The following is a 25,001-nucleotide window of genomic DNA, read 5'->3' as shown; positions in this document are numbered from 1 at the left end:
TCAGGCAATATTATGGGCTGGCGCATCCAGCCCCATGGCGTGAAGACGCGCGTAGTAGCCGTTCTGGGCCAGCAGTTCGCCGTGGGTGCCGCGCTCGACAATGCGGCCCTGGTCCATCACCAGGATCATGTCGGCCTTCTCGATGGTCGACAGCCGGTGCGCGATGACCAGGGTCGTACGGCCTTTCATCACCTGGTCCAACGCGGCCTGGATATGCCGCTCGGACTCGGTATCCAGCGCCGACGTCGCCTCGTCGAGAATCAGCAGCGGCGCATTCTTGAGCAGGGCCCGGGCAATCGCCAGGCGCTGGCGCTGGCCGCCCGACAGCAGCACGCCGTTTTCACCCACTTCGGTGTCCAGGCCATTGGGCAACTGGGCGATGAAGTCCATCGCATAGGCATCCTCGGCGGCTTTTTCAATGTCCGCCCGGGGCGCTCCCGCCAGGTCGCCGTAGGCGATGTTGTTGGCCACCGTGTCGTTGAACAGCGTGACATGCTGGGTCACCTGGGCGACGTGCCGACGCAGGTTGCGCAGGCGATAGTCTTCGATCTCCACGTCGTCGAGCAGGATCTGGCCGACCTCGTGGTGGTAGAAACGCGGGATCAGGCTCGCCAGGGTCGACTTGCCGCTGCCCGAACGGCCCACCAGCGCAATCATCTGCCCAGGGGCGGCAGTGAAGCTGATGTCCTTGAGCACCTCACGGTCGGCACCGGGGTAGGTGAAGCTCAGGTTGCGCACGTCCAGGCGACCGCTGACACGCTCCTGCTCGACCGTACCGGAATCGATTTCCGGCTCGACGTCCAGTTGCTCGAAGATGCTCTCGGCACCGGCCACGCCTTTCTGGATGGTGGAGCTGACTTCCGAGAGCTGGCGAATCGGCTTGGGCAGCAGGCCGGCGGCGGTGATGTAGGCCACCAGGTCACCGGCCGTGGCGTCGCCGCGCAGGAACAGCACCAGGAACATCAGCGCCGCCATGGCGGTGTAGATCACCAGTTGCAGCATCGGCGTATAGACCGCGCCGGTGCGGGTCATGCGCAACTGCTTATCGGTATTGCCCTGGCTGGCACGGGCAAAGCGTTCTTGCTCGTAGGCCTCGCCACCGAAGCTGCGCACCACGCGATAGCCCTGGATGGTCTCGGACGCGACATGGGTCACGTCGCCCATGGCCACCTGGATCTTCTTGCTTTGCTTGCGAAACTTCTTGCTGGTGCTGCTGACCATGACCGCGATCAGCGGCAGGATCGCCAGCATCACCAGCGTCAGTTTCCAGTTCATCCACACGAGGTACATGAAGAGAAACACCACGGTGAGGCCTTCACGAATCACCACCTTGATGGCGTCGGTGGCGGCCCCGGTGACCATCGTCACGTTGAACGTGATGCGGGAAATCAGGTGCCCGGAGTTATGGGTGTCGAAATAGCGGTTGGGCAACACCAGCAACTTGTTGAACAACTCGACCCGCAAGTCGTGGACCAGCCCCAGGGACACCCTGGCCAGGTAGTAGTTGCCCAGGAACGACCCCAGGCCCTGCCACGCCGCGATCAGGATGATCAGCAGCGGCACCGCCATCAGCAGTTTCAGGTCCTTGAGGTAGGGCACGTTAGGGAAGAGCACCGCATCGGGGTTGCTCAAGCCGTCGACGAAATATTTGAGGATCCCGGCCAGCATGGGCTGGGTGGAAGCAAATATCACGAAACCCACGATACTCAGCAGGAAAATGCCCGCGTAGGGTTTGACGTATCCCAGCAGCCGAAAATAGATCTTCAGGCTGGAATCCTGTTCCGCTTTGGGCGGTGCGTCACTCATCGTCGAGCTCACTGGTTAGGAAGAACGCGGAATTTTATCACAGCCGCCGGACTTGGCCCGCGCCCAGGTCAAAACGCCGGCCAGGCCGATCGGCAGCCAGCTGATGAACCATTCGGCGCGTGGCGTTCCGGTGAGGCTCGAGGCATCGAATTGCATCGCCAGGAACGAGAACACCCACATGCCAAGCACGCCCCGGCCCAGCAGGCTGTCCCGGGTTCGCCAGGCTTCACGCAGCACGGCGAACCAGACGATGCACCACAACAGCAGCCCAGGCAAACCGAGCAGGATGGCGATATGACTGAACAGGTTATGGGCGTGATCGAATGTCATGCCGTTGCTGAGCACCCGGTAGTCCGCCCCCGCTCCCAGCCCACCCCATGGGTGTTCAGCGATCATGTGCAGGCTCGACATGAAGATCTCGGGCCGATAGGAAGCGCCGCGCGCCATCACCAGCGGCTCGAGCAGCCAGAAGGTGAACATTGCCAGCACCAGGGTTGCCGCCGCGATCACCCGGGCGCGCTGGTCACGGCAGTAGATCGGCATGGCCAGGACGCTGAGCAGCAACGCCAGCGCCGCACCACGGCTCTGGCTCATCACCACGAACACCCCGAGCAAAGCCAGGGCAACCGCCCACAGCACCTGCAGCCCGATACGCCGAGGCACCCAGTGGAGCATCCAGACTGCCGTCAAACCGATCACGTAGCCGCCCAGGATCGGATGGGACAACTCCCCCAGCCCTTCCAGACGGGTATTCCATGGATTGTGCTTGATACCGTAGAACTGGACGATGGCCATCAAAGCCGTCAGCGCAAGCCCCACGCCCCCCCATTGCATCAGGCGCATCACTCGCTCAGGCCGGCCATCGGCAAGAATCGGAAAGAACAGCAGGAACACCAGGATATAGAGCAACCGTTTGACTTCCCGCACCGGCTCCGCCGCCTCGGACCAGGCCAGGCTGATCAACGCCCAGGCCATCAATCCCAGCAATGCCGTGTACATCAGGCGCTGCGCGCGCCACACCTCCAACAACCGGTGACGGGCCGGCCAGGCGAAGACGATCGCCGGCAACCAGACGAACGCAACCAACCCCTGTTGATAGACTTTATTGGTCGGTGCCAGGGCTATCGCCAGCAAAAACCATAACAAGCCAAGGGCCAGCCATCCCTGAGCCCAACGTGTTGTGTGCATCTATCGCTCCTAAACGGTCCGCCGGCCAAACCGGCATGGTTAAAACGTGAACTTTTGGGCATCATGGCCCGCCACGGCACCGGTTCTATCAACAAGGTTTCCCTACGATGCAATCCTCACGGCTTCCCCAAGCCGCTTTGAATCAATTGATTGAAGGCGCCAGCATTCTGGAGGCCGACAGCTACGGCCCAAAAGTCTATCTGCTGCAGGATGGGAATATTCTCAAATTGTTCCGCCGCAAGCGGCTTTTTTCTTCGGCTCTTTTACGGCCGTATTCAACGCGATTCATCAATAACGCCGTGCGCCTGCAAAAACTCGGCGTGCCGACACTTCAGGTGCTGGCCTCCTACACTCTGGACAAGCCCGGCATGACGGCCGTGCTGTACCGACCCTTGCCGGGCAAAACCCTGCGGCAATTGTCGAACCAGGAAAATTTCAACTGGCAACAAGCGCTGCCGGCGCTGGTCGAGTTGATCCGCCGCCTGCACACCAGTGGCATCTACTTTCGCTCGCTGCACCTGGGCAACATCGTCGTGACGCCTGAAAACGAATGGGGATTGATCGACGTGGCTGACATGCGCTTCCTGCGCTCGCCGTTGCCTCGCTACCTGGCGCGGCGCAACTTGCAGCATTTCGCGCGTTATATTGCCCGAGAGAACCTGAACGGGAGCTTTCCAATGCAGGCATTGGAAAACGCCCTATTGGCCGCCTGAGATCAATTGCCGGGCCGTCTGGCTGAAACTCAGCCAGGCCTCCTCTGGCGCCAGGGCCTGGTATTGGGCCGCCGCGACCTTATCGACCGGAACCTGCGCAGCCCGGGTGATCGCCTCGCTCCACCCGCCCTCGTCGTTGATCGGCGCATACCAGCCGGTGTCGCCCAACTGCTCCCGGAAAACAGCCAGTTCGCTGGCCAAAACCGGCGTGCCGGCCAGCACCGCCTCCTGGAGAATCAGACCGAGGCCCTCGTCCAGGGACGGGATCAGCACCCAATCAAAGGCCTTGTAGAGCCTGGCGACGTCTTCCAGATGCCCGGTCAGCAAGACCTTGCCAGCCAGGTCCGGCTGGGCCATCCGCGCTTGTAGCGCAGGGCGCCGGGGACCTTCGCCAACGATGACCAGGCGCCAGTCCGGATGGTCGGCCGCCGCCCGGCCAAAGGCCTCGAGCAGGCTGGCGAACCCTTTGTTGCTCACCAACCGCCCCACCGCACCGAACACCCGCCCTCCGGTGCCAGGCAACCCCAGCCGAGCACGTGCCTCTTCGCGCGACAGGAGCGCGGACCGGAAGGCCGCCGGGTCGAAGGCGCTGCGCAGCGCCGTCACCGGGATGCCCAACGTTTGCTGGAGCGACGTCGCCAGGGTCTCGGAGACCGCCGCCAGGGTCAGGCGCGAAACCGGGAACCCGCGCAGCAGCTCCCGGGCCGCGATGCTCAGGCGCGTCGCACCGTGGAAGATCACCACCACACGGATCTGCGGCATGTCCTTGAGAACCGGCAACAGCGCCCGGGCCACGCCCACCCCGTCGAGCAACACCACCCGGGCATCGCTGTCGAGCAATGCCTGGCGGAAACGGCTGTGCATCAGGGGTTTGAACAGGCGCCAGATATGGCGGCCCTTGAGCCGCGCAGAGGTCAGCCTCCATTCACGCGCCGGGCCGACGTCGACCTGGCAGGCCGCTGCCGACCCCTGCAAGAGCCAGGTCTTGACAGGCATCGCCGGCTCCATTCGCGAAAGGATCTGATGATGAACCTTGTGTACCGAAGCGAACGGCGCGCCGCCCGCCCACATGACATTGATAATGCTCATCAAGCCGGAAACCCTTTATCACGGACCGGTATTCGAGCTTTGCAGCGTTCAGTAATTGATAAGCCAGCCAATGCAGACTCCGAGCAAGAGAACCAGGGACAGCTTGACTTGCTCGCGGCGCTGGCGATGTGCCTTGCATTGACGCTCCGCGGGCACTCCACGTGAACCCCGAATCCGGTGTGTAAAACAGCATCCCCTTCCAGCATGACCGCCGTCAAGTTCGGCTGCACATAGCGAAGTGGGCAGGCTTTTCGCCGACGAAGCCGGCAAAGGGGGCGCAACGCCGATCTTCCTTCCACCGCAGGTCCCGGCTGAAGAACAAGCCCGGCCATTGGAGCTGGCCGCAGATCGGCGAACAGCGAGACAAGCCGCCCGTGGCTGGACGAGCGGGCCCCGAACCGGATGACAGAACGGGCACCCTCAAATGCCCAGCCGCAGGCGCCATTTTGCCAGCATGCTCAAGGGTGCACGAGGCCGCAGGGGCGGCTCCATTGTTTCAACGATTTTCTGGCCTATGCGGGCAAAACTGAACTGGTCCAGCGCCAACTGCTGGCCATTGCGCGCCACGCGTTGCGCCAACTCGGGATCGGCGCGCAGCCGGGCGAGCTTTTCCTGGAGCTGCGGGATGTCCTTGTACAAGACCACGTTGTGCATGTCTTGTAACCCCAGCGCGCGCGCCTCGTCGGCGCCCTGGTCAAAGGCCAGCAGCACGCAGCCACAGGCCATGGCCTCGAAGTTCTTGATCATGAACTCGCCCATGCCGACATCGGCACTGACGAAAAAGCGGATGCGATTGAGGGTCTCGCAGTACTCCTCGCCGGATTTGGTCCGGGTCACCACCAACGGCTCGACGCGTCCCAGCTCATCAAGCAGCGCCTTGCGGCCACTGTAGGCGACGCTGTTGGTGCTGCCGACGAAGGCCAGCTCGATATCCCGCTCCCGGCCCCGGTCCTGCAACAACGCCTGATCGTAGCCCTTGGGCACGAACACCGCGTCGAAGCCTTCGCCACGCAAGCGTTCGGCGACCATGAAGCCGGAACTGATCACTCGCACCCAGGGCAGTTGCCGGTAATGCGCACTGAACTTGCCGGTGTACTTGCACGGGATGTAGTTCTGGTAGGCGTCGTGTTCGAGGATCACCAGGTTAGGGATCGTGCGGATGAAGGCGACCTGGCGGATTTCCTGCTTGAAGCGCAGGAAAAACACGATCCGGTCATAGCGCGACACCTCCACGTGGTGGCGGAAGTATTTGCGCAGGTTGCGTTGCTCCTGGCTGTCGAGCCAGCGCAGGTCACACTCGCAATGAGCGGCCACGCCTTCGTAGAGTCGGTCCAGGATGGCCCGCTGCTCTTTCTGCACCAGAAATAGAACTTTCATCGTCTTCCTTGCGGCAGCGAACGACTTGATGGATGACCGGGGACACCGGCGCGCCATCGCGCACGGGCACCCCGCGTTGGGCCCTTACAGTCGCCAGAACAGTTCATGGCGACGCACAGCCTTGCGAAAGAATTCGTTCTCGCCATACACGGAGCCCTTGCGCCCCGCCAACAGGCGTTGGATGCCACGACGCAGGCGGCGCTTGAACGGCGCGCGTGGCTGCAGGTCATGCATCATGCCCAGCGCCATGGCCTTGTCGCGCTGGTCGGCCAGCGCCAACGGCAGGCTGACCGGTTCCATTGGCCCGGCTGACTCGAAACACGGCGGCAATGCAATGCCGCTACCGGCATCGCCCATGGGCCAGCGATCATTGTCATGCAGGTGATTGGCGTAGCCCAACACGGTGCCGGGCTGCCACTCCAGGCCTTCAAGGGCTTGCCGGACGGCATGATGGGCGCAGAGATGGTCGGGGTGTGGGTCCAGGGTCGGGTGCGGCAACACAATGACCTCGGGCCGCGCCATCAGCAACAACGCGCGCAAGTCGGCCAGCAGGTTGTTCCAGGTCGGTGCACCGTCGGTATCGCCGGGCAGGACAACAGGGTTGAGCTGGCGCAACGGCCGCGTATCGCTCAGGTCTGCCTCACGAGACCCCTGGGGCTGGCTCGGCGCGGCCTGCATGGCCGCCAGTTGCAGGCAGAAGTAACCCAATTGCACGCAGTGCTCTTGCGGTACCCCGGCCCAGCGCGGCACGGCGATGCTATCCCAGGCCCGCAGGCGCCCCTTGAGCCGCGCCGCCTCGACACGGTCCAGCCCCATCTGCTGATAATGCTCGGCTTCGATTTCGCCGGCGGTCAACGTCACGATCCAGGCTTCGTCGGCCCGGCTGTACAACCCATAGGCCGCCAGCTCCGCATCGTCGGCATGAGGGGCGATGACCATGACACGCCGGTGCTTCAATTCGGGCGGCGTGAACGACCAGAGCGTCGGTTCGCCCAGCAAGCGGCAGAAACGCCCGCGCAGGCGCAACTCGCCGCGGGACAGCGCAGGGCCCTGCTCGCTGAGGTTCAGGTAGCGCAGGCCGTTGACGCCGCGCTCGAACGTTTGCCGATCCGGGCAGTCGCCGCCCGACAGTTCGACGACCGGGTCGAAAAACCGCCCCAGCCAAGCACTCTTGACCTGCAAGCCGAGGACCAGCGTCGCGCCATCATCCAGGATAACCCCGTCATCCAGCCGAAGCCGACCGGCGTTCAGGTGCACCTTCGGTTGCTGGGTGAACGGCGGGAAGTTGTACTGGTAGTCGTCCTTGGGCGAGTAGAACAGATGGTCGGCGAACCAGGCCTCATGGGCGACCCAGCCCAGCACCGCCAGCACCAGCGGCAACCACCAGGCCACCAGCACGCCAAGCAGGACCAGCACCATCAGGGCAAGCAGCAACCCCACGCGCTTGTTGCGGCGGTGACGCTTGAGCAACTGCTGCTTGCGACTCATCGGTGGGTTCATACGGTAAAGACCGGCACAGGGTTGCACCAGCGATCCTTGTATTCGCGGTCCGCGCGGCCGAAGGAAAAACGCAACGGCTTGCCCGCGGCCCGGGCATGTTCCCAGGCACTTTGGGTGTTGAGGAAGCTCAATACGCTGCCGGGGCTGAATTCACGGGTCTGCGGATCGACGCCACCGTTGATGTACTCGACGCTGATCCACTCGGGTGCTTCCACGCGGTACACCAGTTGAATGGCGATCGGCGCATCATTGAGGAAAATCACCGAACCGATCAGCCACTCGCGCAATAACTCGATCACCTCGCCCATGCGCTCGGCCCCGGTGGCCGCAAAGCCCCAGCGACGCAGGAACAGATCGCAATAGATCGAGGCCAGGTCCGCACTGGAAAACGCTTCGACAGGTCGTACCACACCGCCCGCCTCTTCCAGCAGACGCAGCTCACGGCGCTGGTTGTAGCGAAATTTCTTGGACAGCTCTTCCGGCGTGCGCGCCATGGCCAGCTGTTCCGACTGCAACTTCAAGCCACTGAAGCGGCCCTCATTGAGCGCCGACAAATAGCGCGCGCGATGGCGCAGGGGCGCCTGGGCATCAGGGGCCGCCGGCAGAATCAGCTCGGCGTTGCCCAGGTCGAACAGGCCCTTTTTGCCGTTGCGCTTGAGCACGTCCTTGGACAACGCCAGGTCTTGCCCCCAGGTCGCAATGGCCGCCTTGAGGTCGCCATCGTGTTCGTAGGCCAGGTAGCGCACGGCAATCCCGGCCAGGCCTGCCAGGCGTTCGACCACGAGTGGATGAGTGGCGACGCTGCCGCCGTAACGGTGCCAGGCCTGGGCGTAGATCGACGCGTCTACAGCCGTCCAGCCGCGCTCGCGCCAGCCTTGGAATCGGTTGAGCATCAGGCCCTCGGCGCCAGTTCGATGACTTGAGGCAAGCGCCAGAAGGTGTCGCGTACGGCGCGGTCCGAAAAGCGTTCGCGCAAACGGTCGAACATCAACTCGGCACACTGGCGACGCTGGTGCTCGTCCATGGCCGCCAGGTGTTGCAGCCCCTGGGCCATGTGCTCGGCATCGCCCAACGGGAACAGGATGCCCACGCCTTCGACCACTTCCTTCGCGCCGCCGCACGCGGTGGCCAGCAGCGGGACGCCGGCGGCCATGGCTTCGAGCAGCACCATGCCGAATGGCTCATGGTCGGAACTCAGGGCAAACACATCGAACGCACGGAAATAACGCCGCGCCTCGGGCACCTGGCCAAGCAGCAGCACGCGGTCGGCAATGCCCAACTCCAGCGCCAGCGCCCGGAGGTCCTGCTCCAGGCGGCCCTTGCCGAGGATCGCCAACTGGCTGTTGGCCGGCAGATACGCCAGCGCGGCGGCAAAGCCACGCAGCAACGTAGCCTGGTCCTTGTCCGGGTGCAGGCGACCGACGTTGCCGACAATCCAGGCGTCCTTGTCCAGCCCCAGGGTCTGCCGCGCGTCATCCCGGGCAAGCAGGGCTGCCTGTGAGGCTTGAAGGTCGATGCGGTTGTAGAGGGTCTGGATCCGGGCCGCCGGCCATGCCGGCAAGCAGCGGCGCATGTCGTCACGCACCGCATCGGAAACCCCGAGCAGACTCAGGCGCTTGCGGAAAAGATGGGCGAACAGCCGGCGGGTACGCCGCTGGTAGTCACCAAAGGCGTGGTGCACGCCGATCACCGGCAGGCGGGTGCCCAGTAGGGCGATGTAAATGGGTTTGAAGCGATGGGCAATGCAGAAACTGAAATTGCGCGACGCGGCGATCTTGCGCAGGTCGGCGATGGCGCCCAGCTTCAGGCCGCGAACAGCGCTGGAGCTGTACTCCATGAACAGCACCTCGTCCGAGGCGCAACCGGTGGCGACCTGTGCATCCGCCGCCCCCGTCAGAAACACCGTGGTCACGCGATAGCCGGTGCCGGCGAACAAGCTGGCGTATTGACGGGCACAGTCGAGGAACGGCCCGTCATAGCCGTGGCAGAACTGCAGCACATGTCGCTCAGCCGAGCGTGTCATAAGCGTCCACGCCGTCTTTGACCACCAGAATGTCTTCCATGATCAGGTACTGCAGGTCGGAACCATAAAACATGTTCAACGCATCGGTCGGCGAGCAAATCATCGGCTCGCCACGACGGTTGAGCGAGGTGTTCAGGGAAACGCCGTTGCCGGTCAGCACTTCCAGGGCCTTCATCATGTCGTAGTAGCGCGGGTTGTATTCGCGCTTGAGCACCTGGGCCCGGGAAGTGCCGTCTTCATGGACGACTTCCGGCACGCGGGTTTTCCACTCCTCGGCCACTTCGAACGTGAAGGTCATGAACGGCGCCGGGTGCTCGACCTTGATCATCTGCGGTGCAACGGTGTCGAGCATCGACGGGCAGAAAGGCCTCCAGCGCTCGCGGAACTTGATCTGCTCGTTGATCCGGTCGGCCACGCCGCTGGCGCTTGGGCAACCGATGATCGAACGACCGCCCAAGGCCCGTGGACCGAACTCCATGCGCCCCTGGAACCAGGCCACCGGGTTGCCGTCGACCATGATCTTGGCGATGCGCTCCGGGGTGTTGTCGATCTTGCGCCATGTCGGCTTGCTCGGATGACGAGCGCACGCGGCGATCACGTCTTCGTTGCTGTAGGCCGGGCCGAGGTAGACGTGTTCCATCTTCTCCACCGGCACGCCACGGGCATGGGACACGTACGCCGCCGCGCCCACCGCGGTGCCGGCGTCGCCGGAAGCCGGTTGCACGAACAGTTCCTTGACGTCGTCGCGGGCGATGATCTTCTGGTTGAGCTTGACGTTCAGCGCGCAGCCGCCAGCGAACGCCAGCTTGCCGGTTTCCTTGAGCACGTCGCCCAAGTAGTGGTCGATCATCTGCAGCGCGAGCTTCTCGAACAGCGCCTGCATGCTGGCAGCGTAGTGAATATATGGCTCGTCGGCGATGTCGCCTTCACGTTTCGGGCCGAGCCATTCGATCAGCTTCGGCGAGAAGTAGAAGCCCTTGCCCTTCTCTTTATAGCGGCGCAGGCCGATCACGTTGGCGTAGTCGGTGTTGATCACCAGCTCGCCATTCTCGAACGAGGCCAGGCGCGAGAAATCGTACTTGGTGGCGTCGCCATACGGCGCCATGCCCATGACCTTGAACTCACCGTCGAGCATTTCAAAGCCCAGGAATTCGGTGATCGCGCCATACAGGCCGCCGAGGGAATCCGGGTCGTAGAATTCCTTGATCTTGTGGATCTTGCCGTTTTCGCCGTAGCCGAAGAACGTGGTTGCGTATTCGCCTTTGCCGTCGATGCCCAGGATCGCGGTTTTTTCCTGGAAACCCGAGCAGTGATAGGCGCTGGAAGCGTGGGCCAGGTGGTGCTCGACCGGCTCGATCTTGATCTTTTTCGGATCGAAGCCCAGTTGCTCCAGGCACCAGACGATCTTGCGGCGATAGCGCTTGTAGCGACGGTTACCCATCAGGATCGCGTCGAGGGCACGGTCCGGGGCGTACCAGTAGCGTTTGGCGTAGTGCCAGCGCGCTTCGCCGAACAGGCTGATAGGGGCGAAGGGGATCGCCACCACATCGACGTCGGACGGTTTGATACCGGCCTGTTCCAGACAGAACTTCGCCGACTCGTAGGGCATGCGGTTCTTTGCATGTTTATCGCGTACGAAGCGCTCTTCCTCGGCCGCCGCGATCAGCTTGCCGTCGATGTACAGCGCTGCGGAAGGATCATGGCTAAGGGCGCCGGACAGGCCAAGAATCGTCAATGCCACAGGGTCTAGCCTCTTTTCTGCATACGGGCGACAAGCGCCGCGAAAAATGAATGTGCCGCTCGCCGGGGCGTAGGGCAGCTAAAGGGCGGGATTATAGCGTAAAAGCGCGGGTAAGCCTCTAGCGGTGAATGGCAGGCGTCCATCCAGCCTATTGAGCTGGCTAAGCGTCGCATCCGTGGCGAGGGAGCTTGCTCCCGCTCGGCTGCGCAGCAGTCGTAGAGTCTGCCCAGTTTTTTCTGGCGCACCGTGCCGACTGGCTTTGGGGCTGCTGCGCAACCCAGCGGGAGCAAGCTCCCTCGCCACGGGTTCGCCGACTGGTTCATTGGTTTACAGAACGGGCGAGCTGCTATCGATCGTCTGCGGCAACCGCTGGTCGATCAGCCGATGCAACGCACTGTCCTGCGGCCAATTGCGCATGAAGCGGGCGCGGTCGCGGGCGTAGGCCTGGGCGAAGCTGGCGTGGGTGCGGTGCTGGCACATCGAGTCGAGGTCGATCAGGGCCCAGCGGTCGTGCTGCCAGAACAGGTTATGCCCCTTGAGGTCACCGTGGCTGATGCGCTCGCGGATCAGGCTGGCGAACAACTGGTCCAGCGCCAGCAACTCGGGCTCGGGCGCGTCGCCGTTGTCGATGTACGGGGCGAAGCGTTCGATGATGTCTGGTCCCGACAGGTGCTCGGTCACCAGGTAAGCGCCCCGGCGCAGCCACAGGAAACGCTTCTCCAACAACGCCAGGGGCTTGGGCGTAGCGATGCCGAGGAAGGCCAGTCGATGGCCTTCGCGCCAGGAATGCCAGGCCCGGCTGGGGCGCCAGAAGCGCTTGAGCCAATGGGCCAGGTTCTTGATGTTGTAGCGCTTGATCACCAGGACCCGGCCATCCACTTCGACCTTGCCGACGCTCGCCGCCCCACCGGTCTTGTACAGGTGGCCCTGGTCAAGCAAGGCGTCCGCGCGCTCCAACACCGGCAGCATCGCCGCCTCTTCGTCTCGCCGGATCGCCCGCAGGCCGAAGGGCCCGCGTTGCACACTGAACAGGCTGCATTCGCGCCCGACCTTGTCCAGGAAGTCTTTCAGGCGCCAGGCCTGCACCTTGTCGATCTGTTTTTGCAGCGCTTCCATGGGCAGCGCGTGTTCGGCGTTGCCCAGCAGGTAATGCACCAACAGCTCTTCGGTGAACGGTTCGAGGGACTTGGGCAACTGGGCGAAGAACACCCCCAGGTTCTCCAGCACTTTTTGCCGAGACAACGGCTGCCCGGGCGTTTCGGCACGGATGCCGGCGCCATCGATCAGGTAGAGCTGGCCGCCGTGGCGCAGCAGGTTGTCCAGGTGCAGGTCTTCCTGCCACAGCCCTTTGCCGTGCAGTTGCGCAATCGCACCCAGGGCCTCGGCCAGTACCGTCGCCTGTTCGTCGGCCAGCAAGGGCAGTGGCTCGACCTGTTTCCAGGCGTCCCCCAGGCTCTCGGCGCCTTCGAGCAATTCGAACAGCAGCCAGCCGCCCTCGCCGTCCTTCAGGCCATCGGCCAACAACAACGGCGTCGTCAACCCCTGCTCGGCCAACAAGCGCACGCCTTGCAGTTCCCGCTGGAAGTGCCGGGGCGCCTTGCTGCCCACCAGCAGCTTGGCCAGCACCGGCCGACCGCGCCAGATACCGGCGCCGACGTAGCGCTGCCCCGGCAGCACCCGCAACAACGACAGCAACTGCAATTGCGCCGGGCCGGCGGCATCGGCCAGTTCCAGGCTCAAAGGCAGGGCTGGGCGGCGACCGGCGCTCTTCAATTCGGACAACTGCATCAGCGGGTTTCCTTGTGGCTGCGCCGGGCGGTCAGGCGGGTCAACCAATTGTCCACCAGCGCGGCGTCCTGGGGCTGATCCAGGTAAGTGGACAGCAACTGGCGAACTTCGCCTTCATTCCAGACGGACGCGCGCCGCAGCAAAGGTTCGAGGTCCTTGACCCGATCGCGCAGGCCAAACAGCAGCGGCCGGGTCTTTTCCAGGTCGATCAGTTGCGCCTGATAGCCGCTGGCGGTGGCTTGCAGGAAGATGTGCTTGGGGTAGAAGCAGCCATGCACCTGGCGCATGCCGTGCAGGCGCCGCGCCAATTGGCCGCAAGCCTGCAGGATGGTGGTGCGCTGCGCTGCCGTGAGGCTCGGCCAGCGTTGCAAGAGAGAATCCAGGTCATCCCAGCCGTCCAGGGCCCGCGTCAGCAGGATCGCCCGCACTTGGCCGTCAACCTTGCGCTGACCGTAGAACACCGCCTGCAACGCCGGGATTCCCAACTCGCGATAACGACTGATGTTGCGAAACTCCCGGGAGAAACTCGGCTCGCCAAACGGGTGCGACAGCGTGCGCGTCAGGTAGTTGTTCTGACGCTTGAGGTAATACCCCTGGCCCTCCAGGTCCAGCCGGAACACGCTGCTCCAGCCCTCGCCCGAGGTGTTGGGTTCGTCCACCGCGTCCAGTTGCCGCGCCCAAAGCGCATCAAAGCTGTCCAGGCCGTGACGCTGCAGCAGCGCACGGTCTTCAGCGGCCAGGAAATCAGTCATTCACGCCCCTCGAAAAATCTCACCACGTGACGAATGCGCTTCTTGTCGCACGCGTCGAGCCGGTCACGCTGGCGGTACTGCAGGTAAAAGCGCAGCCGCTGGGTCGCCGACAGATGATACTTGGCCACTTTGTCCAGGCAGGCCAGGTCCTTGGTGATACGGTACTTGAGCCAGAAGCCGCGCCAGAAATCGCCGTTCGGACAGTCGATCAGGAACAGCCGCGAGCGGTCATCGATCAGCAGGTTGCGCCACTTCAGGTCGTTGTGGGTAAAGCGATGATCGTGCATGGTCCGCGTATAGGCGGCCAGTTGCCGGCTCACGCCGTCGACCCAGGCACGGTCGCCCAGCCGCGGATCATGCCGCTCGGCCAGGGCCGAGAGGTCCTCGGTGCGGGGCAGCTCGCGGGTAATCATCGCACCGCGGGCGTAAGTGGCGCCATGTCGCTCCAGGCCCCAGCCCACGATTTCGGCGGTGGGAATCCCCCACTTGGCGAAACGCTTGAGGTTCTGCCATTCGGACTTGACCCGTGGCTTGCCCAGGTAACGACGCAAGCCCTTGCCAGCCCCGACGTAGCGCTTGACGTAATAGTTCACGCCATTGCGTTGCACCCGGATCACTTCCGACAGCGGGTCGCGGGTCAGCCGCTCCCCTTGCAAGGCAAACACCGCGTCGAGGCTGCCGAAGTCCTGCGCCAGCTCGGCATAGGAAGGTTCCAGTTTCCAACCCGACATCAGAGCGCGTCCCCATACCGCTGCTTACGGGCATAGAGCTTGTTGGCCTTGCCTTCGAGCCAGCTCAGCAGGGCCGCCTCCTGCGTGAGGATCTCGCGCAGTGGCTGCTGGAAATAGCCCTTGAGAAAGCGCAGCTTGTCGCGGCGGGTCAGGCCGATGTCCAGCGCCGAGAAATACAGCGCGGCCAGGTCCTTGTTGCGCCAGCGTCGGGTGATCGCCGCGCGGGTCTGGGCACGGTGCAGGTCGATTACCGAGAGCTTGAAGTCCTGGGCGGTCACCGGCTTGTCGGTGTGCAACAGGAAGTGGCAGATGTAGCAGTCCCGGTGGTTGACCCCGGCGCGGTGCATCATGCCGGTCATGCGCGCCACTTCGGCAATCAGGGCACGCTTGAGGGCCGGTTGCGGCGGCTGCTTGACCCAGTCGATGCTGAAATCTTCGAGGCTGATGGTCGGCGCCAGTTCTTCGGTGACGATGAACGAGTGCTGGTCAGCCGGGTTGCGGCCCTTCTCGCCGTAGGCGACGGCCGTCATGGTCGGTACGCCGACTTCCTGCAGGCGCTGGATCGCGGCCCACTCCTGCCCCGCACCGAGCACTGGCAACTTGGCGGTGAGCAGGTTCTTGAAGATCTCGCCCCAGCCAATGCCACGGTGGATCTTGACGAAAAAACCGTGGCCGTCCACCTCCGTGCGCAAGGTGCGCCGGGCTTCGAGTTCACGATAGACCTCGCCCTGGAGCGCCTCGACTTCGACGAACGCATCGCGCCCGGCCCACAGGCGCTTGAACGGTTCGGCCAGCATCAGTTTCATTGCGCTTGCTCCGCCAATATCACATCGGCCGCGTGCTGCGGCATGCTGTAGAGGTCAGCCGTCTCGGCGAAGGCCAGGCCATTGCGGCTCCACGCCGCCCGGGCGTCGGCATCGCTGAGCATACGCCCCAGGTATTCGGTGAGCTGCGCCTGTTCGAACGGCTCGTCCAGCACCAGGCCGCTGTCGGCCTCGGCGATGTAATGGGCGTACCCGCACACCGCGCTGACCAGCACCGGCAACCCGGCCACCAACGCTTCGAGCAGCACGGTACCGGTGTTTTCGTTGTACGCAGGATGGATCAACAGGTCGGCCCCGAGCAGGAAACGCGGGATGTCGCTACGGCCCTTGAGGAACCGTACGTTGTCACCGAGCCCCAGCGCGGCACTCTGCAATTGAAATACCTTGGGGTCGTCCTGGCCGATTACAAACAGCCGGGTCCGTTTTCTCAACTCGGCAGGCAACGCGGCCAGGGCCTTGAGGCTGCGGTCCACGCCCTTGGTCTTGAACCCGGAGCCGATCTGCACCAGCAGCAGCTCATCATCGGCCAACTCGAACTCGGCCCTGAACGCGGCGCGGATCTCATCGGCATCGGCGGGCCGGCGGCGGTCCTGGGCGATGCCCGGCGGCAGCAAGTGGAAGCGCTCCAATGGCGTGCCGTAGTGCTTGATGAACAACGGCTGCTGGACTTCGGAGATCATCAGCACTTCGGTCCTGGCATCCCTGGCGAACACCGCCCGCTCGTACTCGGCGAAATGCCGGTAACGGCCCCAACGCCGATACAGGGAATTGCGCAGGTTCTGCGCCTTGTCTTCGAAGCAGCCATCGGCGGCGTAATACACGTCCAGGCCGGGCATCTTGTTGAAACCGATCAAGCGGTCCACCGGGCGCTTGGCCAGGTCGGCCTCCATCCACGCACTGAGTTTTTCGTTGCGCCGGTGGTTGAACAACGCCTTGACCGGCGCCACCAGCACTTCGAAACCCGGCGGGACGTCGCCTTCCCAGATCAGCGTGTAGACGCGGATCTGGTGACCTCGCCGCTGGCATTCCAGGGCGATGCGCATGAAGTCACGCTGCAAGCCTCCGAACGGGAAATACTTGTAAAGGACAAAAGCCAATTGCATCAGCGCGGCTCCTCAGCCAATAACGTGCTCAGGTGGCTGGCCACACGCTCGGGGTTCAGACGCGTGAAGCACAGGGGCTGCTCGCGTTTCAGGTCAAACCGACGGGCATCTTCGGCGGTCGGCGGGTAAGTGCACTGCTTCTGCATGCAGGGTGCACAGGGAAAATCGCTGGCGAGGTGAACCTGGCCCTTGCCATAGGCGCCGGTCAGAATCGGGTTGGTGGGGCCCAGCAGCGAAATCGTCGGCACGTCCAGGGCCGCAGCCAGGTGCCCGAGACCAGTGTCCACTGCCACGCAGGCCTGGGCGCCGGCAAGCACCTTGCCCATGCCACCCAGGTTCAGCTTCGGCAACACTTCGACATTGCGCAGGCCCTTGGCGATACGCTCGGCCCGGGCCTTCTCCAACGGGTTGCCCCACGGCAGCTTCACCACCACGCCGAACTGCCCCATGCGCTCGGTGAGCTGGCGCCAATACAGCTCGGGCCAGTGCTTGGATTCCCAGGTCGTGCCGTGCAGGAACACCACATAAGGGTACTTGCGCGGCAATTCAACCAGGCGATCGACATTCAGGCCGTAGCTGCCCTGGGTCCGGGGCAAATCATACCCCAGCGCCACGGCGAACAACTGGCGCACGCGCTCCACCGCATGCTGACCGCGGGCCACCGCCAGGCGGCGATCGTAGAAGCGCGCGGCGATGGGCTCGCGGGCCGAATCCTTGTCCAGGCCGGCGACCGGCGCCTTGACGTAACGGGTCAGCCAGGCACTTTTCAACAGGCCCTGGGCGTCGATGACCAGGTCGTACTTTTCGGCGCGCAGGCTCTGCTTGAAGCGTCGCCACTCGCCGCTCTTGATCGTTTGCCAGAGGTTCTTGCGCCAGCGACGGATCGCCACCGCGATGACCTTGCCCACGGCCGGGTGCCAGGTCGGGATCTCGGCGAAGCCTTCTTCCACCACCCAATCGAACTTGATCCCGGGGATCGCCCGCGCCGCATCGGTCAGGGCTGGCAACGTGTGGACCACATCCCCCAGCGAGGAGGTCTTGATCAGCAATACCCGCAAGTTACTCGACCTCCACGGGTGTGCCCTGCAAACGCTCCAGGGCCTCGTTCACCGACTGCGGCATGAGCTGGCGCAGGCAGTTGTAGTGCCCGAAGCGGCAGGTGCGGTCAAAGCATGGGCTGCATTCCAGGCCCAGGCGCACGATTTCGACCTGGTCGGCCAGCGGCGGGGTGAAGCCCGGCGAGGTGGAGCCGTAGACCGCCACCAACGGGCGATTCAAGGCCGCGGCCACGTGCATCAGGCCGGAGTCGTTGGAGACCACCGAATCGGCACAGGACAGCAGGTCGATGGCTTCGGCCAGGGACGTGTCGCCGCTGAGGTTCACCGACTCTTCGCGCAGCCCCGGGATCAGCCGCGAACGGATGTCCTCGCCCACCGGATGATCCTTTTTCGAGCCGAACAGCCAGACCTGCCAGCCTTCCCGAATCTTCGCCTCGGCGACCTGGGCGTAGTGCTCGGCCGGCCAGCGCTTGGATTCGCCGAATTCGGCGCCCGGACACAGGGCCAGCACCGGGCGGTCCAGGCTCAGGCCGAACTTGGCCAGGGCTTGCGCGCGACTCACCGGGTCAATGGCCAGGCTGGGGCGCGGATACGGCGTGGGCAACTCGGCCCCGCGCTCGTAGGCCAGGGCCATGAAGCGCTCGATCATCAGCGGATAACGCTCTTTGTCCAGCGTGCGCACGTCATTGAGCAAGCCGTAGCGGAACTCGCCGCGCCAGCCGGTGCGCTTGGGGATGCCGGCAAAGAATGGCACCAGCGCCGACTTCAGCGAGTTGGGCAGCAGGATCGCCTGGTCGTACTGGCCGGCCAGGGACTTGCCGATGCGCCGCCGGGTCGCCAGCTCCAGCGCGCCGTGGCCGAGCGGGAAGCTCAAGGCCTTGCGTACCTGTGGCATGCGCTCCAGGATCGGCCGACTCCACTCGGGGGCCAGGACGTCGATTTCGCACTGCGGGTGGCGCTGCTTCAGGCACTGGAACAGTGTCTGCGCCATCACCATGTCACCGACCCAACTGGGCCCAACGATCAGAATATTCATGTGGTTTCCAAAAACGCTACGGGGAGGCCTACGCCTCCCCGCCTAAAGACACTGCAATCCACCGTGGGAGCGGGCTTGCTCGCAAAAGGGCCGGCACATCCAACATCTATTTCGCCTGACACTGCGCTTTCGCGAGCAAGCCCGCTCCCACAAGGGGTCTTCATTCGCCTCAAGTGCGGTGAAGCACCGCCAATCCAACTGTGGGAGCGGGCTTGCCCGCGAAGAGGCTGGCACATGCAGCCTCTACTTCGCCTGACACTCCGCCTTCGCGAGCAAGCCCGCTCCCACATCAATCAGTACTCAATTCAACCCCAACGTCCGCCAGATCCGCAGCACCTGCCGGCGTTCATCCACGAACTGGTCGCCTGCAATCACCCCGGCCTCTTTCTGCAGGGTCTGGCGGTGGGCGGCGGAGCGGTAGGCTTTGTAGGCCTCGCGCAACAAGGTGGCGTCTTCGGCCGGCATCAACCCGACCTCCTGCAACCCTTCCAGAATGCGGATGTTATCGGTGTAGCGCAGCAACGACGGGTGTTCCTCGGACCACGCCAGGGCCGCGTATTGCACCATAAATTCAATATCGACGATACCTCCGGCGTCCTGCTTGAGGTCGAACGGCGCCGTGGCCTCGAAGGCATTTGCCGCGGTTCCGGCAGCGGTGGCCTTGCTGCCAAGGTTATCGCGCATCTTGGCGCGCATCTCGCTGACCTCCTGGCGCAACATCGACAAGTCACGCTTGCGCCCCAGGACCTGGGCGCGGACATTTTCAAATGCCAGGCCCACGTCCTGGCTGCCCACCAGCACCCGGGCCCGCACCAGTGCCTGATGCTCCCACGTCCAGGCTTCATTTTCCTGATAACGGGCAAACGCCCCGAGGGAGCTGACCAGTAACCCCGACGCCCCGGACGGACGTAGGCGCATGTCCACTTCATAGAGCTGCCCGGAGTTGGTCTGGGCCGTCAGCAAGTGAATGATCCGCTGGCCAAGCCGGGTGAAGAACTGGGCGCCATCGATCGGCTTCGGCCCGTCGGTTTCGGCCTGCGGGTCGCCGTCATGGATGAAGACCAGGTCCAGGTCGGAACCATGCCCCAATTCAAGGCCGCCGACTTTCCCATAACCGACAATGATGAAGCCCGGATCGCACAAGCTGCCGTCAGTGCGCAACGGCACGCCATGCTTGGCGGTCGTCTGGCGCCAGGCCAGGGCCAGCACTTGTTCGAGAATCGCCTCGGCCAGCCAGGTCAGGTAGTCGCTGACTTTCATCAGCGGCAGGCTGCCGGCGATTTCCGATGCAGCCACCCGCAGGCGGTGCGCCAGCTTGAAATGCCGCAGCGCCTCCATCTGCTGTTCAAGATCATCCTCGGGAATCCGCGTCAGGCGCTCGCGCAACTCGGCGGCCAGCTCCGGCGCCAGCGGCGGCTTGAACAAGCGCCCCTCGTTGAGCAGCTCATCGAGTAATAAAGGAAAACGCGTGATCTGCTCGGCGATCCACGGGCTCGCCGCGCACAAGGTCAGCAAGCGCCGCAGGGCGCCGGGGTTTTCCGTCAGCAGCACCAGGTAAGCCGAACGGCGCGCAACCGCTTCGACCAGCGGCAATACGCGCTCCAGCACCAGGTCCGGGTTGGCATGCTCCACCGCCTGGGCCAGCAAGCGCGGAATGAAGGCGTCCAGACGCTCGCGCCCCAGGCGTTGCATCGCTCGCAATTGCGGGCTGCCGCGCAAGACAGCCAGGGCCTTGAGGGCCTTGGCCGCATCGCTGAAACCGCCCGCCTCCAACTGGCGGCAGGCCGCCTCCTCATCCTGGCTGTCTTCCCACAACGGCAGCCATTCGCCGCCCACCACCACTTCGCTCTCACTGCCCTCGTCTTCGTCGGGGTCAGCAATGACCTGGCCGAAGTGCCAGGCCACCCGCTCGCGCCAATACATCAACCGCTCATGGAACGCCGGCCAGTGCGCAAACCCCAGCATGAAGGCAATCCGCGCCTGGTCCTGCGGGCTGTCCGGCAGCATCTGGGTCTGGCGATCGCCGATGGCCTGGATCGCGTGCTCGGTATAACGCAGGAATTCATAACCCTGGCGCAACTCGTCGACCACCTTGGTCGGCAGATACCCCTGGCCTTCGAGAGTGCCCAGCACTTTGAGCAGCGGGCGCTGCTGCAGGCTCAGGTCGCGACCGCCGTGGATCAGCTGGAACGCCTGGGCGATGAACTCCACCTCGCGAATCCCGCCCGCCCCGAGCTTGATGTTGTCGGCCATGCCCTTGCGCCGCACTTCCTGCTGGATCAGCTGCTTCATGGTGCGCAGCGCTTCGATGGCGGAAAAGTCCAGGTAACGGCGATAAACGAACGGACGCAGCATGTCGAGCAACTGCGCACCGGCCACCTGGTCACCCGCGACCACGCGCGCCTTGATCATGGCGTAGCGTTCCCAGTCGCGTCCCTGGTCCTGGTAATACTGCTCCAGGGCGTTGAAGCTCAGCACCAGTGCGCCGGCCGAACCATAAGGACGCAGGCGCATGTCCACGCGGAACACGAAACCGTCGACGGTGATCGGGTCCAGGGCCTTGATCAGGCGCTGGCCGACCCGGATGAAGAACTCCTGGTTATCCAGCGGCCGCTTGACGCCGACGGTTTCGCCCCCCTCCGGGTAGGCAAAGATAAGGTCGATGTCCGACGACAGGTTCAGCTCCACCGCCCCCAGCTTGCCCATGCCGAGAATGACCATCTGCTGCGGCTCGCCGCTGCGCCGCCCGGTGGGGGTGCCGAACTGCTGGGCGAGGCGCTGGTACAACCAATGGTAGGCCTCGTCGATGCAGGTATCGGCCATGTCGGAGAGATCGCGGCAGGTTTGCACCAGGTCGGCCTGGCGGGTCAGGTCGCGCCAGATGATCCGCACCTGCTGGCGCGTGCGCTGGCGACGCAGGACGCGGCCCAGTTCGTCTTCGGTCTCGGCAGCCTGGACCGCGGCACCAATCTGCGCACGCATCTCGCCGGGGGCGAAGCCGCGGTCCAGCTCGCCGCTGCGCACCAGCGCCAACAGCATCGCCGGGTCACGCACACTTTGCTCGATGACAAAGTCACTGGCGGCAGCGACGCGCCGGAATGCCTCCCAGTGCTGCGGCGTCCAGCTCGACAGGCCGTGGTCGTCGTCGAGCGAAGCGACCGCCGCACGGAACGACTCCTCGGCCCGACTGACCAATGACTGGAGAATGACCGGTACTTCGGCAAGCGAGGGCAGGCTCATGGTCTATCCTTGATCGGCGCGGGGAAGGCTGGATGTAGTGTTTTTTCAAAAACCACTACCTGATCGACTGTCGAACAAAGATGATAAATAGCTGAAAATCTGATTTTATTGGCAGCCGACATCAAGTTTTTACCTGTTCGAGTTGGGTAAAGACCAACAGTAACGATTATTCTCACAACGAAACGAGGGGCCATAAGCCGCTCTTGTGTAGTTTTACTACTCGTCTATACATTCGAAAAGCTGAAACGGCCAACGATTTGTAGTAAAACTACACGCCGTCGAATCTACCTTCGGCAATCCAAGAATTTATATCGTCTGCCCACAAGGCCAGTCGCAAACTCAGGCAACCGATTCTGGTAGCCTTTCCGCCCTGGAGCAAGCCATGCAAGACCTCGATCCCGTCGAAACCCAGGAATGGCTGGACGCCCTGGAATCGGTTCTCGACAAAGAAGGCGAAGACCGTGCTCATTATCTGATGACCCGTATGGGTGAACTCGCGACCCGCAGCGGCTCGCAACTGCCCTACGCCATCACCACGCCGTACCGCAACACGATCCCCGTGACCCACGAAGCACGCATGCCTGGCGACCTGTTCATGGAACGCCGCATTCGCTCGCTGGTACGTTGGAACGCGTTGGCCATGGTCATGCGCACCAACCTGAAAGATTCTGACCTGGGCGGTCACATCTCCAGCTTCGCTTCCAGCGCGACGCTGTATGACATCGGCTTCAACTATTTCTTCCAGGCCCCGACCGATGAACACGGCGGCGACCTGATCTACTTCCAGGGTCACGCATCGCCCGGCGTCTACGCCCGTGCGTTCATGGAAGGCCGTATCTCCGAAGACCAGATGAACAACTTCCGCCAGGAAGTGGACGGCAACGGCCTGTCCTCGTACCCGCACCCTTGGCTGATGCCTGACTTCTGGCAGTTCCCGACCGTTTCCATGGGCCTGGGCCCGATCCAGGCGATCTACCAGGCACGTTTCATGAAGTACCTGGAAGCCCGTGGCTTCATCGAGCCGGGCAAGCAGAAAGTCTGGTGCTTCATGGGCGACGGCGAGTGCGACGAGCCGGAATCCCTGGGCGCGATCTCCCTGGCCGGCCGCGAGAAGCTGGACAACCTGATCTTCGTCATCAACTGCAACCTGCAGCGCCTCGACGGCCCGGTTCGCGGCAACGGCAAGATCATCCAGGAACTCGAAGGCGTGTTCCGTGGTGCCCAGTGGAACGTCAACAAAGTCATCTGGGGCCGTTTCTGGGACCCACTGCTGGCCAAGGACGTCGACGGCATCCTGCAACGCCGCATGGACGAAGTCATCGACGGCGAGTACCAGAACTACAAGGCCAAGGACGGCGCGTTCGTCCGTGAGCACTTCTTCAACACGCCTGAACTCAAGGCGATGGTTGCCGATCTGTCCGACGACGAGATCTGGAAACTCAACCGTGGCGGCCACGACCCGTACAAGGTCTACGCGGCGTACCACGAAGCGGTCAACCACAAAGAGCAGCCGACCGTCATCCTGGCCAAGACCATCAAGGGTTATGGCACCGGCGCCGGCGAAGCGAAGAACACCGCGCACAACACCAAGAAGGTCGATGTCGATAGCCTGAAGCTGTTCCGCGACCGCTTCGACATCCCGGTCAAGGACAGCGAGCTGGAAAACCTGCCGTTCTTCAAACCTGAAGAAGGCAGCGCCGAAGCCCGTTACCTGGCCGAGCGCCGTGCCGCGCTGGGTGGTTTCGTGCCACAGCGTCGCGCCAAGAGCTTCAGCGTTCCGACCCCGCCACTGGACACCCTCAAGGCGATCCTGGACGGCTCGGGCGACCGTGAAATCTCCACCACCATGGCCTTCGTGCGGATCCTCGCGCAACTGGTCAAGGACAAGGAAATCGGCTCGCGCATCGTCCCGATCATCCCGGACGAAGCCCGTACCTTCGGTATGGAAGGCATGTTCCGCCAACTGGGCATCTACTCGTCCGTCGGCCAGCTCTACGAGCCAGTCGATAAAGACCAGGTGATGTTCTACCGCGAGGACAAGAAGGGCCAGATTCTCGAGGAAGGCATCAACGAAGCGGGCGCCATGAGCTCCTTCATTGCCGCCGGTACCTCGTACTCCAGCCACAACCAGCCGATGCTGCCGTTCTACATCTTCTATTCGATGTTCGGCTTCCAGCGGATCGGCGACCTGGCCTGGGCCGCTGGCGACAGCCGCACCCGTGGCTTCCTGATCGGCGGCACCGCCGGCCGTACCACCCTCAACGGTGAAGGCCTGCAGCACGAAGACGGTCACAGCCACATGCTGGCCGGCACCATCCCGAACTGCCGCACCTATGATCCAACCTACGGCTACGAGCTGGCGGTGATCATCCAGGACGGCATGAAGAAGATGACCGAAGAGCAACAGGACGTCTTCTACTACATCACCGTGATGAACGAGTCCTACCAGCAGCCAGCCATGCCGGCCGGCGTGGAGGAAGGCATCGTCAAGGGCATGTACCTGCTCGAGGAAGACACCCGCGAAGCCGCGCACCACGTCCAGCTGATGGGCTCCGGCACCATCCTGCGCGAAGTGCGTGAGGCGGCGAAGATCCTGCGCGAGGAATTCAACATCGGTGCCGATGTCTGGAGCGTCACCAGCTTCAACGAACTGCGTCGCGACGGCCTGGCCGTGGAGCGCAGCAATCGTCTGCACCCTGGCCAGAAGCCTAAGCTGAGCTATGTCGAAGAGTGCCTGAGCGGCCGTAAGGGTCCGGTCATTGCCTCTACCGACTACATGAAGCTGTTCGCCGAGCAGATCCGCCAGTGGGTTCCTTCCAAGGAGTTCAAAGTGCTGGGCACCGACGGTTTCGGCCGTAGCGACAGCCGCAAGAAGCTGCGTCACTTCTTCGAAGTCGACCGTAAGTTCGTTGTGTTGGCAGCCCTGGAAGCCCTGGCTGACCGCGGCGATATCGAACCGAAAGTGGTGGCCGAAGCCATCGCCAAGTTCGGCATCGATCCAGAAAAACGCAACCCACTGGACTGCTGAGGAG

Annotated in this window: 18 protein-coding genes and 1 pseudogene; 2 read left to right on the top strand and 17 right to left on the bottom strand. The window is 63.4% G+C overall.

The window, feature by feature from the left end:
• On the bottom strand, positions 1-1,806 hold the full coding sequence (gene msbA, locus V5F23_RS02495; RefSeq protein WP_042731090.1) for a lipid A export permease/ATP-binding protein MsbA: 1,806 nt from the start codon (positions 1,804-1,806) through the stop codon (positions 1-3).
• Positions 1,807-1,821: 15 nt separating this feature from the next.
• Positions 1,822-2,994 carry an O-antigen ligase family protein gene (locus V5F23_RS02490; protein WP_047736078.1) on the bottom strand — a complete coding sequence of 391 codons (1,173 nt, stop codon included), beginning with the start codon at positions 2,992-2,994 and terminating at the stop codon, positions 1,822-1,824.
• A gap of 107 nt (positions 2,995-3,101) precedes the next feature.
• On the opposite strand from V5F23_RS02490, the gene V5F23_RS02485 reads away from it, so the two are divergent.
• Positions 3,102-3,707, top strand: coding sequence for a toluene tolerance protein (locus V5F23_RS02485; protein WP_042731092.1), 606 nt, complete (start codon positions 3,102-3,104; stop codon positions 3,705-3,707).
• On the opposite strand, the gene V5F23_RS02480 is transcribed toward V5F23_RS02485, so the two are convergent.
• From V5F23_RS02480 to glnE, 15 genes and pseudogenes are all read right to left on the bottom strand, one after another.
• On the bottom strand, positions 3,693-4,796 hold the full coding sequence (locus V5F23_RS02480) for a glycosyltransferase (protein WP_042731093.1): 1,104 nt from the start codon (positions 4,794-4,796) through the stop codon (positions 3,693-3,695). The genes V5F23_RS02485 and V5F23_RS02480 overlap by 15 nt on opposite strands.
• A gap of 48 nt (positions 4,797-4,844) precedes the next feature.
• Positions 4,845-5,088: pseudogene (locus tag V5F23_RS02475) on the bottom strand (glycosyltransferase family 2 protein); the annotation flags it as partial.
• A gap of 128 nt (positions 5,089-5,216) precedes the next feature.
• Positions 5,217-6,173, bottom strand: a complete 957-nt coding sequence (locus V5F23_RS02470) for a glycosyltransferase (RefSeq protein ID WP_042731094.1) — start codon at positions 6,171-6,173, stop codon at positions 5,217-5,219.
• A gap of 84 nt (positions 6,174-6,257) precedes the next feature.
• Positions 6,258-7,661: a PIG-L family deacetylase gene (locus tag V5F23_RS02465; RefSeq protein WP_042731098.1), complete on the bottom strand. Its 1,404-nt coding sequence runs from the start codon at positions 7,659-7,661 to the stop codon at positions 6,258-6,260.
• A gap of 8 nt (positions 7,662-7,669) precedes the next feature.
• Complete coding sequence (locus V5F23_RS02460; RefSeq protein ID WP_042731095.1) at positions 7,670-8,566, bottom strand: antimicrobial resistance protein Mig-14; 897 nt, start codon at positions 8,564-8,566, stop codon at positions 7,670-7,672.
• Entirely contained in the window at positions 8,566-9,696 is a 1,131-nt protein-coding gene (locus tag V5F23_RS02455) for a glycosyltransferase (protein ID WP_042731096.1), read from the bottom strand. Before V5F23_RS02455 ends, V5F23_RS02460 begins: the two co-directional genes overlap by 1 nt.
• Positions 9,680-11,437 (bottom strand): carbamoyltransferase, encoded by a 1,758-nt coding sequence (locus V5F23_RS02450; RefSeq protein ID WP_338497483.1) that lies wholly within the window; start codon positions 11,435-11,437, stop codon positions 9,680-9,682. Before V5F23_RS02450 ends, V5F23_RS02455 begins: the two co-directional genes overlap by 17 nt.
• A 327-nt stretch (positions 11,438-11,764) precedes the next feature.
• Entirely contained in the window at positions 11,765-13,225 is a 1,461-nt protein-coding gene (locus tag V5F23_RS02445) for a lipopolysaccharide kinase InaA family protein (RefSeq protein WP_047736083.1), read from the bottom strand.
• The gene (locus V5F23_RS02440; RefSeq protein ID WP_042731226.1) at positions 13,225-13,977 is read right to left on the bottom strand and encodes a lipopolysaccharide kinase InaA family protein; all 753 of its coding nucleotides are present in this window, start codon (positions 13,975-13,977) and stop codon (positions 13,225-13,227) included. The genes V5F23_RS02445 and V5F23_RS02440 overlap by 1 nt, the downstream gene beginning before the upstream one ends.
• Positions 13,974-14,708 (bottom strand): lipopolysaccharide kinase InaA family protein, encoded by a 735-nt coding sequence (locus tag V5F23_RS02435; RefSeq protein WP_047736085.1) that lies wholly within the window; start codon positions 14,706-14,708, stop codon positions 13,974-13,976. The genes V5F23_RS02440 and V5F23_RS02435 overlap by 4 nt, the downstream gene beginning before the upstream one ends.
• Positions 14,708-15,514 carry a lipopolysaccharide core heptose(I) kinase RfaP gene (rfaP, locus tag V5F23_RS02430; RefSeq protein WP_042731224.1) on the bottom strand — a complete coding sequence of 269 codons (807 nt, stop codon included), beginning with the start codon at positions 15,512-15,514 and terminating at the stop codon, positions 14,708-14,710. Before rfaP ends, V5F23_RS02435 begins: the two co-directional genes overlap by 1 nt.
• Positions 15,511-16,635 carry a glycosyltransferase family 4 protein gene (locus V5F23_RS02425; RefSeq protein ID WP_042731223.1) on the bottom strand — a complete coding sequence of 375 codons (1,125 nt, stop codon included), beginning with the start codon at positions 16,633-16,635 and terminating at the stop codon, positions 15,511-15,513. Before V5F23_RS02425 ends, rfaP begins: the two co-directional genes overlap by 4 nt.
• Positions 16,635-17,693, bottom strand: coding sequence for a lipopolysaccharide heptosyltransferase I (gene waaC / locus V5F23_RS02420; protein ID WP_042731222.1), 1,059 nt, complete (start codon positions 17,691-17,693; stop codon positions 16,635-16,637). Before waaC ends, V5F23_RS02425 begins: the two co-directional genes overlap by 1 nt.
• A gap of 1 nt (position 17,694) precedes the next feature.
• Positions 17,695-18,729 (bottom strand): lipopolysaccharide heptosyltransferase II, encoded by a 1,035-nt coding sequence (waaF, locus tag V5F23_RS02415; RefSeq protein WP_042731221.1) that lies wholly within the window; start codon positions 18,727-18,729, stop codon positions 17,695-17,697.
• Positions 18,730-19,029: 300 nt separating this feature from the next.
• Positions 19,030-21,969, bottom strand: a complete 2,940-nt coding sequence (gene glnE / locus V5F23_RS02410) for a bifunctional [glutamate--ammonia ligase]-adenylyl-L-tyrosine phosphorylase/[glutamate--ammonia-ligase] adenylyltransferase (RefSeq protein ID WP_338497481.1) — start codon at positions 21,967-21,969, stop codon at positions 19,030-19,032.
• Positions 21,970-22,351: 382 nt separating this feature from the next.
• On the opposite strand from glnE, the gene aceE reads away from it, so the two are divergent.
• Positions 22,352-24,997, top strand: a complete 2,646-nt coding sequence (aceE, locus tag V5F23_RS02405; protein WP_047736087.1) for a pyruvate dehydrogenase (acetyl-transferring), homodimeric type — start codon at positions 22,352-22,354, stop codon at positions 24,995-24,997.
• The last annotated feature ends 4 nt before the right edge of the window (positions 24,998-25,001 follow it).

It is taken from the genome of Pseudomonas sp. WP18 (assembly GCF_036689585.1).
Taxonomy (GTDB): Bacteria; Pseudomonadota; Gammaproteobacteria; order Pseudomonadales; family Pseudomonadaceae; genus Aquipseudomonas; species Aquipseudomonas chlororaphis_E.
This window is presented reverse-complemented; position numbering and strand designations above follow the sequence as displayed.